This is a genomic window from Streptomyces sp. NPDC060027 (assembly GCF_042737005.1).
GTDB lineage: Bacteria > Actinomycetota > Actinomycetes > Streptomycetales > Streptomycetaceae > Streptomyces.
Map to the genome: position 1 here is coordinate 20,933 of NZ_JBHWVI010000033.1, position 13,635 is coordinate 34,567.

The 13,635-nt window shown below is 71.5% G+C and carries 15 protein-coding genes and 1 pseudogene; 9 read left to right on the plus strand and 7 right to left on the minus strand.

All coding sequences use genetic code 11. The features are described from left to right. Position 1: 1 nt before the first annotated feature. Positions 2-208 (plus strand): annotated as a pseudogene (locus ACFWBT_RS11575) (DUF899 family protein); the annotation flags it as partial. A gap of 164 nt (positions 209-372) precedes the next feature. Next, the gene (locus tag ACFWBT_RS11580) at positions 373-546 is read left to right on the plus strand and encodes a hypothetical protein (RefSeq protein WP_385698334.1); all 174 of its coding nucleotides are present in this window, start codon (positions 373-375) and stop codon (positions 544-546) included. Between the two features lie 273 nt (positions 547-819). Here the strand turns inward: ACFWBT_RS11580 and ACFWBT_RS11585 are convergent, their stop codons facing one another. Beyond that, positions 820-1,203: a hypothetical protein gene (locus ACFWBT_RS11585; protein WP_266765631.1), complete on the minus strand. Its 384-nt coding sequence runs from the start codon at positions 1,201-1,203 to the stop codon at positions 820-822. Between the two features lie 59 nt (positions 1,204-1,262). Beyond that, positions 1,263-1,943, minus strand: coding sequence for an ATP-binding protein (locus ACFWBT_RS11590; RefSeq protein WP_385698336.1), 681 nt, complete (start codon positions 1,941-1,943; stop codon positions 1,263-1,265). Between the two features lie 188 nt (positions 1,944-2,131). On the opposite strand from ACFWBT_RS11590, the gene ACFWBT_RS11595 reads away from it, so the two are divergent. From ACFWBT_RS11595 to ACFWBT_RS11605, 3 genes are all read left to right on the plus strand, one after another. Then, the gene (locus ACFWBT_RS11595; protein WP_385698338.1) at positions 2,132-2,992 is read left to right on the plus strand and encodes a helix-turn-helix transcriptional regulator; all 861 of its coding nucleotides are present in this window, start codon (positions 2,132-2,134) and stop codon (positions 2,990-2,992) included. Then, positions 2,993-3,271, plus strand: coding sequence for a DUF397 domain-containing protein (locus ACFWBT_RS11600; RefSeq protein WP_266757540.1), 279 nt, complete (start codon positions 2,993-2,995; stop codon positions 3,269-3,271). It abuts the gene before it with no gap. Positions 3,272-3,374: 103 nt separating this feature from the next. After that, on the plus strand, positions 3,375-4,160 hold the full coding sequence (locus ACFWBT_RS11605; RefSeq protein ID WP_385698376.1) for an SAM-dependent methyltransferase: 786 nt from the start codon (positions 3,375-3,377) through the stop codon (positions 4,158-4,160). Between the two features lie 169 nt (positions 4,161-4,329). Here the strand turns inward: ACFWBT_RS11605 and ACFWBT_RS11610 are convergent, their stop codons facing one another. Then, entirely contained in the window at positions 4,330-5,766 is a 1,437-nt protein-coding gene (locus ACFWBT_RS11610; protein ID WP_385698340.1) for a PLP-dependent aminotransferase family protein, read from the minus strand. Positions 5,767-5,807: 41 nt separating this feature from the next. Here ACFWBT_RS11610 and ACFWBT_RS11615 point away from each other — a divergent pair, with 41 nt between their 5' ends. Further along, complete coding sequence (locus ACFWBT_RS11615) at positions 5,808-6,434, plus strand: carboxymuconolactone decarboxylase family protein (protein WP_385698341.1); 627 nt, start codon at positions 5,808-5,810, stop codon at positions 6,432-6,434. Between the two features lie 62 nt (positions 6,435-6,496). Here the strand turns inward: ACFWBT_RS11615 and ACFWBT_RS11620 are convergent, their stop codons facing one another. The 3 genes from ACFWBT_RS11620 to ACFWBT_RS11630 all read right to left on the minus strand — a co-directional run bounded on the left by ACFWBT_RS11620 (position 6,497) and on the right by ACFWBT_RS11630 (position 9,795). Continuing rightward, entirely contained in the window at positions 6,497-7,990 is a 1,494-nt protein-coding gene (locus ACFWBT_RS11620; protein WP_385698343.1) for a glutamate synthase subunit beta, read from the minus strand. Between the two features lie 196 nt (positions 7,991-8,186). Beyond that, positions 8,187-8,666 (minus strand): DUF1772 domain-containing protein, encoded by a 480-nt coding sequence (locus tag ACFWBT_RS11625; RefSeq protein ID WP_385698377.1) that lies wholly within the window; start codon positions 8,664-8,666, stop codon positions 8,187-8,189. A 433-nt stretch (positions 8,667-9,099) separates the two neighbouring features. Continuing rightward, positions 9,100-9,795 (minus strand): DUF2293 domain-containing protein, encoded by a 696-nt coding sequence (locus tag ACFWBT_RS11630; RefSeq protein ID WP_385698345.1) that lies wholly within the window; start codon positions 9,793-9,795, stop codon positions 9,100-9,102. A 141-nt stretch (positions 9,796-9,936) separates the two neighbouring features. Between ACFWBT_RS11630 and ACFWBT_RS11635 the strand changes: the two genes are divergently transcribed. Continuing rightward, a complete protein-coding gene (locus tag ACFWBT_RS11635; RefSeq protein WP_385698347.1) occupies positions 9,937-10,578 on the plus strand; it encodes a uridine kinase in 642 nt (213 codons plus the stop codon). Between the two features lie 132 nt (positions 10,579-10,710). Continuing rightward, positions 10,711-11,148, plus strand: coding sequence for a CBS domain-containing protein (locus ACFWBT_RS11640; RefSeq protein WP_385698349.1), 438 nt, complete (start codon positions 10,711-10,713; stop codon positions 11,146-11,148). 264 nt (positions 11,149-11,412) lie between these two features. On the opposite strand, the gene corA is transcribed toward ACFWBT_RS11640, so the two are convergent. Further along, entirely contained in the window at positions 11,413-12,540 is a 1,128-nt protein-coding gene (gene corA, locus ACFWBT_RS11645) for a magnesium/cobalt transporter CorA (protein WP_385698350.1), read from the minus strand. 262 nt (positions 12,541-12,802) lie between these two features. Here corA and ACFWBT_RS11650 point away from each other — a divergent pair, with 262 nt between their 5' ends. Beyond that, the gene (locus tag ACFWBT_RS11650; RefSeq protein WP_385698351.1) at positions 12,803-13,597 is read left to right on the plus strand and encodes a methyltransferase domain-containing protein; all 795 of its coding nucleotides are present in this window, start codon (positions 12,803-12,805) and stop codon (positions 13,595-13,597) included. The last annotated feature ends 38 nt before the right edge of the window (positions 13,598-13,635 follow it).

The following is a 13,635-nucleotide window of genomic DNA, read 5'->3' on the forward strand; positions in this document are numbered from 1 at the left end:
CTGCTTCCTGCGGGACCGCGACCGCGTCTTCCACACGTACTCCACGTACGAACGCGGGCTCGACGGGCTCGGCTCCACGACCTCCCTCCTGGATCTCACCGCGCTGGGGCGCCAGGAGGAGTGGGAGGAGCCCAAGGGGCGCGCATCCGTACGGGGAGCGCCCGCGGGCAGCGAACTCGTCCGGTACCACGACGAGTACGAGGACTGACCCGACGCGTACGGGCCTGTCGCTTCCGTCACGCGGGACCGTCACGTCCCTCACAGCGGGCCCGGGACGGAGTGTCGACTTCGTCTCAGTACCGTCACTACCCGAGCCGTTCACCCCATGGCAGGCGTTTTACTCTCCAGAGCAGCGCGACATGGAGGTACAGGGTGAACGGGCGAATGGTGCTGGAGCGCTTTCCGGCCGGCGGACCGCGCGGGTCGTGGCCCGCGGAGGAGTTCGCACAGGCGCGCCGTCAGGAGGGCCAGGCCGCGGAGGTCGTCATGGATCTCGCCTCCGACGCGTTCCTGGTCGTCGTGGGCGGTGGCGACGGCGTCGAGTGAGGTCCGTGCCGGACCGGTCGCGCCGGGGCGCGGGTGCCCGGGGCACCGGCGGACACCTTTCGACCGTAAGCCGCGCATCCACCATGGGCGGCTTGTCCACCGGGAGTCGCTCGTTGATCATGGCCGCTCGTCCACCATGGGCCGTTCGTCCACCATGAGCTGCTCGTCCGACGTGAGCCGGTCGCGCGCAACGGCGGAAGCCGTGCGGGTCCCTGCGGAACCGCCGGGAGGCCGCCCGGCACCCGGTGAGCCCCCAGCGGGCCCCGGACCGGCTCACGCGCTGATCGGGCGCGACCAAACGGGTGTCGTCCCCGTGACCCGGCACAGGGCCAGATACAGCGGTATCGGCGGGGTATACGGAAGCGTGCCATCCGGTTTGTGGATGAGCCCGGGAATCCGGGGCGAGTCCGGTACGACAGCCCCCGCGACATAGTGGGCGGGCGACGGCCACTCCAGAGCGACGTCGGAGTCGGAAGGCACGATCCACCACCAGTGCGCCGGGTCCGCGTAGACGCAGCCCACGCGCGGCAGCCTCGGCAGCAGCAGCGGTCCGAACCGGGCGGGCACCGACACCGCGTCACAGCCCAGCGGCACCTTCATGCCCTCGGGAACAGGGAGGCGCCTCAGCGGCCCGGGCGCGGGCCGTCCGCGCTTCATCCGGACCAGCGTGTCCAGGCTCAGGACCTGCGCGGCGGACCCCGCCGCCGACGTACGGCTCACAGGCTCCCCCGATCCAGGTCTCGATTCCCGTCCCGATCCAGACTCCGAGCGGAGGGAATCCGGGGGACCCCCACGGTTCCCGCCCCCCAGAACCCCTCCGCTCCCGTGCCCCGACCGTCGTTCGGGGGCTTCTTCGCGCTCCAGCCCAGATCCGCCCGCGGACCGGTGTCCGCGTCGGCGGTGTCATCGGCCCGGCCTGCCGAGCGCGCGAGCTCCGCCCACACCAGCAGGCCGGGCCCGGTGTCCTGGGCCCCCCAGGCCCTGGACACTGCCGCGACGAGAAGCAATCCCCTCCCGTGCTCCTCGTCGGGCCGTTGCGGGGAGGGATGCGGCTCACCCGGAGCGCATCCCTCGTCATACACGGCTATGCGTACCAGTTCGTCCGCGTCCTGCAGCTCGCAGACGACGCGTTGCCCGTCGGCGTGCACGATCGCGTTGGTGACCAGCTCCGAGACCACGAGGGTCGCCGTGTCGCAGGTGTCCTCGCACACCGCCCAGCCGGACAGGCGGGACCGGGTCAGGCGTCTCGCCTGAGCCACGGAGCCCGGGTGTGCGGCCAGCTCGAAGCGGAAGCGGCGGGCTGCCGTGCCCGGGTGGTGCCCCGTGGCGGCACGGAGACCGAACCGGTCTTCGGCGGCGTCTGTTCCTAACGGCGCGGACGGAATCACGGTTGCCACTATCTCCCCGCCGTGAACACTTGGCAAGTGTCACTCTGAAAAATGCAGAGTGCCGTGTGACGCCGTGGGGGCGCGTGGCACACTGCTCGCAACAGCAAGCCGAGCGGCGCCAGTTGGGATCGTCGAGGAAGACGAGGAAGAACCCGGACGGCGCCGCCCGGGCTGTCCGGACTCAGTGGAGGTGGGACGTGAGCGAACCCCGCTCCGCGCCGACGGTCGGTCAGGTCGTCCTCGGCCGACGACTGCTGGACCTGCGGGAACGCGCGGGTCTCAAGCGTGAGGAGGCCGCGCGGATCCTGCGCGTCGCCCCCGCCACGGTCCGCCGCATGGAGATGGCGGAGGTCTCCCTCAAGATTCCGTACCTCCAGCTCCTGCTGAAGTCGTACGGCGTCAGCGACGAGGAGGCCGAGGCCTTTGTCCAACTGGCCGAGGACGCCAACAAACCCGGCTGGTGGCAGCGGTTCCACGACATCCTGCCCGACTGGTTCTCCATGCACGTCAGCCTGGAGGGCGCGGCCGCCCTCCTGCGCTCGTACGAACCCCACTTCGTCCCCGGCCTGCTGCAGACCGAGGACTACGCCCGCGGCGTCCTGAAGGCGGGCGCCATCGGGCAGACCAGGCCCGAGGACATCGAGCGCCACGTGGCGCTGCGCATGCAACGCCAGAATCTGCTGACACGTGACGACGCACCCCGGATCTGGGCCGTCATGGACGAGACGGCGCTGCGCCGCACCATCGGCGGCCCCGAGGTGATGCGCGCGCAGATCGACAAGCTGCTCCAGGCCACGAAGCTGCCCAACGTGACGTTGCAGGTGATCCCGTTCTCCTCGGGCCCGCACCCCGGCACGTACGGGCCCTTCGTGCTGTTCCGATTTGCCATGCCGGAACTCCCGGACATGGTCTACAGCGAGTACCTGACCGGCGCCGTCTACCTGGACGCGCGTTCCGAGGTGGCGACCCACCTGGAGGTCATGGACCGCATGGCGGCTCAAGCCGCTACGGCACATCGCACGAAGGAGATCCTCCAGGATCTCCGCAAGGAGCTGTGAATGGAACGCATCAAGCCGGAACGCATCAACTCGCGAATAGGCAACGTGCGCATCTACAACGGAATGCCCGCCCGTGAACTGGGCAGCGAGGGCTGGCACAAGCCGTGGAGCGGCGGAAACGGCGGCAACTGCCTGGAGGCGATGAAACTCGCCGACGGCCGTATCGCCGTGCGCCAGTCGGCGGACCCGGACGGACCCGCCCTCATCTATACGCCCGGCGAGATGACGGCGTTCATCCAGGGCGCGAAAGCGGGAGAGGCGGACTTCCTTCTCTCCTGAACGACTTGAGTTCTCTTTTCCCCGACTTTCCTGAGCTTGGTTCTGAGTTGATCACTTACTACGGCGCGGACTTACGGAGACCGTCATGACCGGGTAGACCCCCATCGAGATCGACACGAGCAAGCCGCATCCCGCGCGGATGTACGACTGGTATCTCGGCGGCAAGGACAACTACCCCGTCGACGAGGAAATGGGCCGGCAGATGCTCGCCCTCGACCCGAGGGTGCCGGTGATGGCCCGGGTCAACCGCGCCTTCATCCACCGTGCCACACGCTGGCTGGCCCAGAACGGTGTGCGGCAGTTCCTCGACATCGGCACCGGCATCCCGACCGAGCCGAACCTCCACCGGATCGCCCAGGCCGTCGCACCCGACGCGCGGGTCGTGTACTGCGACAACGACCCGGTCGTGCTGGCCCACGCGGCAGCCCTGCTGCGCAGTTCGGACACGGGAGTGACCGAGTATCTGCAGGCCGACGTGCGGGACCCGGACGCCATTCTCGACGGGGCCAGGAAGATCCTGGACTTCGACCGGCCCGTGGCGCTCTCCCTCGTGGCGCTGCTCCACTTCGTCTCCGACGCGGACGGCGCGCACGCCCTGGTCGGCCGCCTGCTGTCCGAACTGCCCTCCGGCAGCTACCTGATGGTCACCCACGCCACCGCCGACTTCACCCCCGAGGAGTCGGCGGCGGCGATCGAGAAGCTCAAGGCGGCGGGCGTCACCCTGGCACTGCGCTCCCGCGAGGAGTTCAGCCGCTTCTTCGACGGCCTCGACCTGGTCGAGCCGGGCGTCTCGGTGGTCCACGAGTGGCACCCGGAACTGGGCGAGCCGGTGCCGGGCCAGGACGACGGGGTCATCCCCGGGTACGGGGCGGTGGCACGCAAACCGTAGGTCTTCGAGGCAGTCGCGCACCCCGCCGTCGCGTCTCCCGGGTACCGGGACGCGGCGGCGGGGTGCGGGCGTTCGGGGTGCGGGTCCTCCACGGCGCGATGCGACGGGACGGCCGAGGGAACGCTCCTGGCGTCGGCCGGCCGTCGGCGCGGCGCCGGGTCGGGCGCGCTCAGCCGGGCGGCAGTACGTCGCACAGTGCGTCCAGCGCCGCCCCGTAGGCATGTTCCGCGGGCGTCGCATACCCGACCACCAGCCCGTCCGGCGCGGACATCGCCGCCCCCGGGTGCCGGAACTCGGCGAGCCCGTCGAGTGCGACCCCCTGCCAGACGGCCGCCTTGACGGCCGACCGCTCGGTCCCCGGCGGCAGTCGCAGTACCGCGTGCAGCCCGGCCGCGATCCCGGTGACCTCGACGTGCGGCGCCCGCGCGGCGAGCGTGGCCACCAGCCGGTCGCGCCGCCCCCGGTACCGCTGCCGCATCCGCCGCACATGACGGTCGTACGAACCGGAGCCGATGAAGTCCGCGAGCGTCAGCTGGTCCAACGCGCTCGCCCACGCCTCCCGTTCGCCCTTGGTCTCCAGCACGGGGTCGACGAACCGCTCCGGAAGGACCATCCAGCCGAGGCGCAGTGCCGGTGACAGGCTCTTGCTGACCGAGCCGATGTGGATGACCCGCTCCGGGTCCAGCCCCTGCAACGCGCCCACGGGTTTGCGGTCGTAGCGGAACTCCCCGTCGTAGTCGTCCTCCAGGATCACCCCGCCTCGCGCGCGTGCCCAGTCGACCACCGCCGCACGCCGCTCGGCGTGCAGCGGGCCGCCGGTCGGGAACTGGTGCGCGGGCGTGAGCAGTACGGCCCGCTCCCGCCCCAACTCGCCCACCAGCGCGCCGTCTTCGTCCAGCGGCAGGGGCACGGTCCGTACGGAGGCGTCGGCCAGGAGCTGCCGGTGGAAGCCGAGACCGTACGACTCGACCGCCAGCGGCCCCCGAAGGACCTGCGGGAAGAGCAGGCGCAGGGCATGCGCGAAGCCCGAACAGATCACGATCCGTCCGGGCTCCGTGCGCACCCCGCGCGCCCGTGCCAGGTACTCCGCGAGCGCCTCCCGCAGCTCCGCCCGCCCGGCCGGATCACCCGGCCCGAAAGCCTCGTTGGGCGCCTGCTGGAGGGCCCGGCGAGCCGACGCCAGCCAGGCGGCGCGCGGGAACGACGACGCGTCCGGAGTGCCCTGCCGCAGGTCGTGCCGGGGACCACGCGCGCGGGGCGCCTTCTTGGGCACGCGCGCGGGAGCGCCCGAGGCGGCGCCCGCCCGTTGCCTCCCGTGCGGGGGAGTCACCCCCGCGGCGACCCGGGTGCCCGAGCCCTGCCGGGCGGTCAGCCAGCCCTCGGCGACGAGCTCGGCGTACGCGTCGGCGACCGTGTTGCGCGCGACGCCGAGGTCCGCGGCGAGCGAGCGGTACGGCGGCAGCCGGGTGCCCGGCACGAGCCTCCCGCCGCGAACGGCCTCGCGCAGCGCACGGGTCAGCGCGGCCCGCCGCCCGCCGGGACCCGACAGCTCCAGGTGCAGATCGGCGCCGATCCGCTCCGCAGAATTGACCCATGATTCCGCCATGGAAATGCACCCTACAGCCGGTCTATCCGGCCCGTAGATTCATGGTCATGACGACGAACACGAACACCGCGACGGACACGAGCACCGCGACGGACACGGCCATCACGACGGACACGAGCACCGCGACGGCCGCGACGGCCGCGGCGGGTGCTGCTGGCACGGTCGGTGCTGCCGGCACGGTCGGCGCTGGTGGGGCCGGTGGGGCGGCCGTGCCCCGAGCCGCCCGGCTCGACCTCGCGAAGTCCGCCCCGAAGGTCTTCCGCGCCCTCATCGGCTTCGACGCGGCGGCCCGCGAGGGGCTCGACCCGGCCCTCGTCGAGCTGATCCAGATCCGTGCCTCGCACCTCAACCACTGCGCGTACTGCCTCCACATGCACACCAACGACGCCCGTAAGGCCGGCGAGAGCGAGAACCGGCTGCACATGGTCGCGGTCTGGCGCGAGGCCCGTCATTTCTTCACGCCGAAGGAGCGGGCCGCCCTCGCCCTGACCGAGGCGGTGACCCTGGTCGCCGACGCGGGTGTGCCCGACGACGTCTACGCCGACGCGGCAGCCCACTTCGACGACCGGGAGCTGGGCCACGTCCTCGCGCTGATCTTCGCGATCAACACCTGGAACAGGGTCGCCCTGTCGACGGCGAAGGTGGCCGGCACGGACGAACGCCGCTGAGGCGCCGTCCGGCCGGGGTCCGGCCCGCGCCTCGCGGGCGGTTCTCGGCGCTGATCTCGGCGCTAGGCGGTCATGGGGCGGTCGTACGGTCCGATCGGGGCCGGCAGCCGCAGGCGCGCCGATCCGCTCACGGCCCGGTCCACGGCCGCGGCGACCGCCCGGCCCTCGGCGATCGCCCACACGATGAGCGACTGGCCGCGTGCCGCGTCCCCGGCGGCGTACACCCCGGGGACGTTCGTGGCGAAGTCCGCGTCCCGGGTGATCGTGCCGCGCGGCTCGAGTGCCAGTCCCAGCTGGTCGATCAGGCCGTCGTGCCGGTCCGGGCCCGAGAAGCCGAGGGCGAGCAGCACGAGGTCGGCGGGCAGGGTCCGCCCCGAACCGGGGACCGGGCGGCGTCGCTCGTCGACCTCGACGAGATGCAGCGAGCTCACCCGCCCGTCAGCGCCTCCGTCGAAATGGAGCGTGGACGCGGCGAACAGCCGCGCGTCCGCGTCCGCGGCGGGTGCCGTGCCCAGCGTCCCGGCCTCCTCGTGCGCCGCGGAGAGCCGGTAGATCTTCGGATACGTCGGCCACGGCTCGACGTCCTCGTCGCGCTCGGCCTCCGGCTGCGGATAGATGTCGAGCTGGGTCACGGACGCGGCACCCTCGCGCACGGCCGTCCCCAGGCAGTCGGCTCCGGTGTCACCGCCGCCGACGATCACCACGTGCCTGCCCGCCGCGGACAACGGGGAGACCTCCAGATCTCCCTCGCACACCCGGTCGGCCAGCGGAAGATACTCCATCGCCTGATGAATGCCGGACAACTCTCGCCCGGGCACGTCCAGTTCGCGCCAGGCCGTGGCCCCCAGCGCGAGAATCACGGCGTCGTAGCGGGCCTTGAGCTCGGTCGCCCCGATGTCGGCGCCGATCGCCGTCGACGTACGGAACTTGGTCCCCTCCGCGCGCATCTGGGCCAGCCGCCGGTTCAGGTGCCGCTTCTCCATCTTGAACGCGGGGATCCCGTACCGCATCAGGCCGCCGATCCGGTCGGCCCGTTCGTACACGGCCACCGTGTGCCCGGCCCGAGTCAACTGCTGTGCCGCGGCCAGCCCGGTGGGCCCCGATCCGACGATCGCGACCGTCCGCCCCGACAGCCGGTCCGGCGGACGCGGCGGTGTGAACCCGTCCTCCCAGGCACGGTCGGCGATGGCGACCTCGACGTTCTTGATGGTGACCGCGGGCTGGTTGATGGCCAGCACACAGCCCGCCTCGCACGGCGCGGGGCACAACCGCCCGGTGAACTCGGGGAAGTTGTTCGTGGCGTGCAACCGGTCGCTCGCCGCCCGCCAGTCGTCGCGCGAGACGAGGTCGTTCCAGTCGGGGATCAGGTTGCCCAGGGGGCAGGCGTCATGACAGAAGGGGACGCCGCAGTCCATGCAGCGGTCGGCCTGTTTCTCGATGATCGGCAGCAGGGCTCCGGGAACGTACACCTCGTTCCAGTCCCGCACCCGCTCCTGGACGGGCCGGCGCGGATTCTCCTGGCGCGGTGTGGTCATGAAACCCTTGGGATCGGCCATGGCCGTCTCCCTCATGTACGCGTACCGGTGCGGGGCCGCACGGCCGTCGGCAGCCGTGATCGGCCGCGGAATCCGGACAGCACTCCCTTCCCGCCACGATACGTCGCCTCCGCACGCGGCGCCGCCCCGGACGACGGCGTACGCGGAGGCTCCGACCAGGGCTCTGGCCAGGGCCGGACGAGAGCGGGCGGACGGCTCAGGTGAGGGCGAGCGTGTACGACACCGCCGCGGCGGCCGACGCGACCGTGCGCACGTGATTCCACATCGTCCACTCGCGCACATAGGTGGGCCAGTAGACGGCGGCCTCCGGTGTCCCGGACTCCAGCTTCAGCAGCGCGTCATTGCGCGGGACGTTCGCCGCGATCGTCACCCCGAACGAGCCGAACAGATACAGCGCGCTGCCGAGCAGCAACTCCACCGTCCCCTCGGCCGGCAACAGCACGAACGTCACCACCGCCAGCACCGCGCACAGCACCGCCGACCCCATGAACACCAGCATGAACGGGGGACGGACCGCGGCGACGTTGATCGCGTTCATCGCGGCGACCCCCTGCGCCGGCGGCAGCTTCGCGAGCGCCCTCATCACGAAGGTCGAGAAGCCGCAGAACACCCCCGCCACCAGCCCGCAGCCGAGCGCCCCCAACAGCGTCAGCACGAAATACGGTCCGTCGATCATGTCCACTCCCGCGTCGTAACCGCCAAGCCCAAGATCCTGCACAGCCCCAACCGTCACCACAAGTGAAATCCGCTACGACGGCAGTCGCCATGGCCGAGCGACGCGGACACATGCGCGACCGTCCACCACCCGTCGTGGTGACGGCACATCTCCGCCTCCACGGCCCGGGTGCCCGGTCCGGTGCACGTACTCCCGCCCAGCCCGATTCACGCACCCCCGCCCACCGCGGTTCAGCGCTCCCACCCTGCGCTGCCCTGTCCGGTCCGGTCCGGTCCGTTCCGTTCCGGGCGGTCCCGGCCCTCCCTATTTGGTCCGAGCCGCCCCGGCCCATCCGTCTCGACGGCCGAGCGGAACCAGGCCTCTGTCGGCTCACACCCGAGCGGCCCCGGTCCTCTGTCGGCTCACGCCCGAGCGGCCCCGGTCCTCTGTCCGCTCACGCCCGCGCGGTGATGTCCTCGCGCCATTCCCAGAGCCTCGTGTCCACCGTGGCCGCGATCAGGCGGCGCGCTTCGTGCCGCGGAACGCCGCCCATCAGCAACTGGTCGTACGGGGTCTCCGTGTGCCGCACGGACGCGCGGACCGCCGCGGTCACCGCCGCCTCGGACAGCGCGCGGCCCGCCGAGCTCCGCCCGACCCGCCCACTGCCGCGCACCGAGGCATGCGCGGCGATCGCTCGCGCCCGGTCGGCCGGACAGTGCGGATACAGCCGGCGTATCTCCCGCGCGAACGCGTCCGTGAAGCGGACGTCCTCCGCCTCCCGCCGCCGCGCGTCCCGCGCCCGGCGTCGCCGACGTGCCTCCGCGTCCGCCAGGCACCGCTCCTCGGCCCGGGCGAGGGCCGCCTCCTCGACCAGGACGCCCTGCCGCTCGTACCGGCCCCGCCGCCGGTTGAACCGCACGACCACGGCCGACAGCGTGCTGCCCTCCCGCGATCTGCGCGTCAGCGCGGAGTCGCCGCGCGCCAGGAACACCAGGTGCCCGAGATCCACGCAGTCCAGACACCGAGGTGCCCCCTCCTCCAGCACCAGCAGAGGGAGCGGCCCGCTCCGGCACTCGGCACAGTGCCGCTTCTTGAGCGGCTGGACGACGAGAAGCCCGTTCCGGTACGGGGGAGCAGCCATCGGTGCCATACACGGTTCCTTCCCCGCACCGGCCCGACATCTACGTCGTCCGACGGCGCCTTCGCACGACCAGCGTCCCGGCCACGCGATGCCGGCCGCGCCCGCTCGCCGCGGGCCTCGCCCACCGGGCCCCTTACCGATCGCGGCATCATGGGCCCTGTGCGACTCGAAGCGATCACCTGGGAACGGCTCGGCGACCTCCTCGCCGACCGCCTGCTCGACCTGAAACCGGACGACGGCAGCCCCTGGCCACGCATCGCCTTCGACGGAGCCCCGGCCGCCCGCCCCGGCGAACTCGCGCACCGCGTCTCCGAGGCGCTGCGCGTACGCGGCCGTTCCTCGCTGGTCGTCGGTGCGGACGGCTTCCTGCGTCCCGCGTCGCTCCGGTTCGAATACGGCCACCAGGACGTCGACGCCTATTACGACGGCTGGTTCGACACCGGCGCTCTCTGGCGCGAGGTCTTCGGTCCCCTCGAACCCGGCGGCGACGGCAGGCTCCTGCCCGACCTCTGGGACCCCGCCACCGACCGGGCCACCCGCAGCCCCTACGTCCAACTCCCGCCCGGCGGAATCCTGTTGCTCCATGGCCCCCTCCTCCTGCGCCACTGGTTCCCGTTCGACCTCAGCGTCCACGTACTCCTCTCCCCGGGCGCCCTGCGCCGCCGCACCCCCGAGGGGGAGCACTGGACCCTCCCCGCTTTCGCCCGCTACGAGAGCGAGGGGGACCCGGCCGGCGCGGCCGACGTCCTGGTGCGCGCCGACGACCCCCGGCACCCCGCGTGGAACGGCTGATCACGAAGGCCGGCCCCGTCCCCTCGGTGGTCGCCCAGGTGCGTAGCCCCTGGGGCGCGGCGAGAATGTAGGGCGCCGGGACTAGCGGTGTGCTCCGCGCCGCGCCGGCCGTCCGGCACCGGGAGGTACTACATGACCACCGCCGGAGACATCATGCATCGTGGTGCCCAGTGGATCCCCGCCCACGAAACCCTGGACCGCGCCGCCCAGCTGATGCGCGAGCTCAACGTGGGCGCCCTGCCCATCAGCGACGAGAACGAACGCCTCTGCGGCATCCTCACGGACCGCGACATCGTCGTCGGCTGCGTGGCCATGGGCCACGACCCCGCACGGGTCACCGCGGGCGAGATGGCCCAGGGCACCCCGCGTTGGATCGAAGCCGACGCCGACATCGGCGAAGTGCTCCAGGAGATGAAGGGGCACCAGATCCGCCGGCTTCCGGTGATCGAGAACAAACGACTGGTCGGCATGATCAGCGAGGCCGACCTCGCCCAGCACGTCAGCGACGAACAACTCGCCGCCTGGGTCGAGAGTGTCTACGCGAGGGGTGCGAGCAGCGCGACGGGCTGACCCCGTCGACCCTCCCGACCCGACTTACCCGACTGACCGACCCGGCCCGACTGACCTGACCCGGCCCGACTGACCTGACCCGGCCCAACCGACCTGACCCGACCGACCCTGCCCGGGCCCGACTGACCCGGCCCGGCCCGACTCGGCTCGACCGGGCGATCAGTCCGAAGGCAAGCGAAGTGAGTCACCCGCTCGTGTCTCCGGTCCCTGCGGGGTACGCGACGCGCACTCTCGTCCGGCCGGCCGTGCCGGGCGAGAGACGTGTCAGAGCCAGCCGTTGCGCCGGAACCCCCGGTAGAGGACGAGACAGGCGATGGATATGACGCCGATGACGATGGCGTAGCCGAACCTCCAGTGCAGTTCGGGCATGTTGTCGAAGTTCATGCCGTACACGCCGCAGACCATGGTCGGAACGGCGATGACCGCCGCCCACGCCGTGATCTTCCGCATGTCCTCGTTCTGCGCCACCGTCACCTGCGCGAGATGAGCCTGCAGGATCGAGTTGAGCAGTTCGTCGAAGGCGGCTATCTGCTCGGTGACCCGCAGCAGATGGTCGGAGACGTCCCGGAAGTACGCCTGTATCTCCGGGTCGACCACTCGGATCGGCCGGGTCGCCAGCTCCTGGACCGGCCGGGCGAGCGGGACCACCGCCCGCTTCAGTTCGAGGAGTTCGCGCTTGAGCTGGTAGATGCGGCCCGCGTCCGTGCGTGCGCCGTCCTCCGCGAACACATCGGCTTCGACCTGGTCGATGTCGGCCTGCACCGAGTCCGTGACGTTGACGTACTCGTCGACCACGTGGTCCGCGATCGCGTGCAGGACCGCGGCCGGCCCCTTGGACAGCTGCTGCGGATCGGACTCCAGCTCCTCGCGCAGCGGGCCCAGCGACCCGTGTCGTCCGTGCCGCACGGTGATGACGAAGTCCGGCCCGACGAACAGCATGATCTCGCCGGTGTTCACCACTTCGCTGGTCGCCGTCAACTCCGTGTGCTCCACGTAGCAGACGGTTTTGAACACCGCGAACAGGGTGTCGCCGTACCGCTCCAGCTTCGGGCGCTGATGCGCCTCGACGGCGTCCTCGACGGCGAGGGGATGGAGGTCGAAGAGCTCGGCGATGCCCGCGAACTCCAGGTCGGTCGGCTCGTGCAGGCCGAGCCAGACGAATCCCTCGTCGTGCTTGCGGATCCGCTCCACGGTGTCGACCAGATCGCGGCCCTCGGGGATCCTGGCACCGTTCTGGTACGCCACGCAGTTCACCACCGCGGAGCCCAACGGCGACCGGGCGGGGTGGCTCAGGTCGACACGGGTGCGCCGCCGCGTCAGCCGCGCCACCTTGCGGAGGCCGTCGACCGCACCGAGAGCCGTCACCTTCCGCAAATTCCCTGCCATGGACATCTGGATCTCCTCGCGTGGATCTCCTCGGGCCGCACTCTGCGCCTGGCGGGCCAGTCTGCCAGGCCTGATCGGACACCGGAAAAGGCTGTGGGAACGGAGCATTCCGTTCCGTGATGCGGGACACTCGGACGGCTCGGCCGCATGTGGTGGCACGTGGTGGGGCGTGGTGCCGTGCCGCGGCGGTACTCGTCGGGTGACGCGGGTGCCGACAACGGGAGCGTCGGCGATTCCGGACAAGCGGGTCAACTGGGATGATCTCCCCATGACGCGAGCCGACGGGTATCTCCTCGACAACCAGCAGACCGAGGCGGGACAGCGTTTCGACGCCTTCGCCACCCTCTTCGACCCCACGACGTTCAGGCACCTGGAGCGCCTCGGCGCCGGGTCCGGCTGGCGCTGCTGGGAGGTCGGGGCGGGCGGCACGTCCGTCGTGTCCTGGCTCGCCAAGAAGGTCGGTCCGACGGGGAAGGTCGTCGCGACCGACATCGACACCTCGTGGGCGGCGTCCGTCGCCCGCTCGCCCGTCGAGGTCCGCGTCCACGACGTGGGTGCCGAGGAACCGCCGGGGGAGGGCTTCGACCTCGTGCACGCCCGGCTCGTCCTGGTTCATGTGCCGGACCGGGAGCGGGCTTTGCGGTCGATGATCAAGTCCTTGCGGCCCGGCGGCCGGATCCTGGTCGAGGACGCCGATCCCGCCTTGCAGCCTCTGCTCTGCCCCGACGAGTACGGCCCCGAGCAGCAGCTGGCGAACCGGCTGCGCCAGGGTTTCCGTAAGCTGCTCGCCGAGCGCGGTGCCGACCTCGCCTACGGCCGCAAACTCCCGCGGCTCCTCCGGGAGGCGGGACTGCGGGGCGTGGAGGCCGACGCCTACTTCCCTGTCACCTCACTCGCCTGCGCCACCCTGGAATCCGCGACGATCCGTCAGATCCGCGACCAGCTCGTCACGGCGGGCCTGGCCACCCAGGAGGAGATCGACCGGCATCTGGCGAACGTCGCGGCCGGGTCCATGGATCTGGCGACCGCACCGATGATCTCGGCCTGGGGGCGCAAGAACTGAACGCGACGCGGGAGTCGGGCATGGGGTTCCCGGGCGCG

Coding starts and splice junctions, on each gene's coding strand:
- ACFWBT_RS11585 (WP_266765631.1), bottom strand. CDS start 1,203: ATGAAGCGCGGACGGCCCGCGCCCGGGCCGCTGAGGCGCCTCCCTGTT.
- ACFWBT_RS11600 (WP_266757540.1), top strand. CDS start 2,993: ATGGAACGCATCAAGCCGGAACGCATCAACTCGCGAATAGGCAACGTG.
- ACFWBT_RS11610 (WP_385698340.1), bottom strand. CDS start 5,766: ATGGCGGAATCATGGGTCAATTCTGCGGAGCGGATCGGCGCCGATCTG.
- ACFWBT_RS11615 (WP_385698341.1), top strand. CDS start 5,808: ATGGTCATGACGACGAACACGAACACCGCGACGGACACGAGCACCGCG.
- ACFWBT_RS11620 (WP_385698343.1), bottom strand. CDS start 7,990: ATGGCCGATCCCAAGGGTTTCATGACCACACCGCGCCAGGAGAATCCG.
- ACFWBT_RS11625 (WP_385698377.1), bottom strand. CDS start 8,666: ATGATCGACGGACCGTATTTCGTGCTGACGCTGTTGGGGGCGCTCGGC.
- ACFWBT_RS11630 (WP_385698345.1), bottom strand. CDS start 9,795: ATGGCACCGATGGCTGCTCCCCCGTACCGGAACGGGCTTCTCGTCGTC.
- ACFWBT_RS11635 (WP_385698347.1), top strand. CDS start 9,937: ATGGGCCCTGTGCGACTCGAAGCGATCACCTGGGAACGGCTCGGCGAC.
- ACFWBT_RS11640 (WP_385698349.1), top strand. CDS start 10,711: ATGACCACCGCCGGAGACATCATGCATCGTGGTGCCCAGTGGATCCCC.
- corA (WP_385698350.1), bottom strand. CDS start 12,540: ATGTCCATGGCAGGGAATTTGCGGAAGGTGACGGCTCTCGGTGCGGTC.
- ACFWBT_RS11650 (WP_385698351.1), top strand. CDS start 12,803: ATGACGCGAGCCGACGGGTATCTCCTCGACAACCAGCAGACCGAGGCG.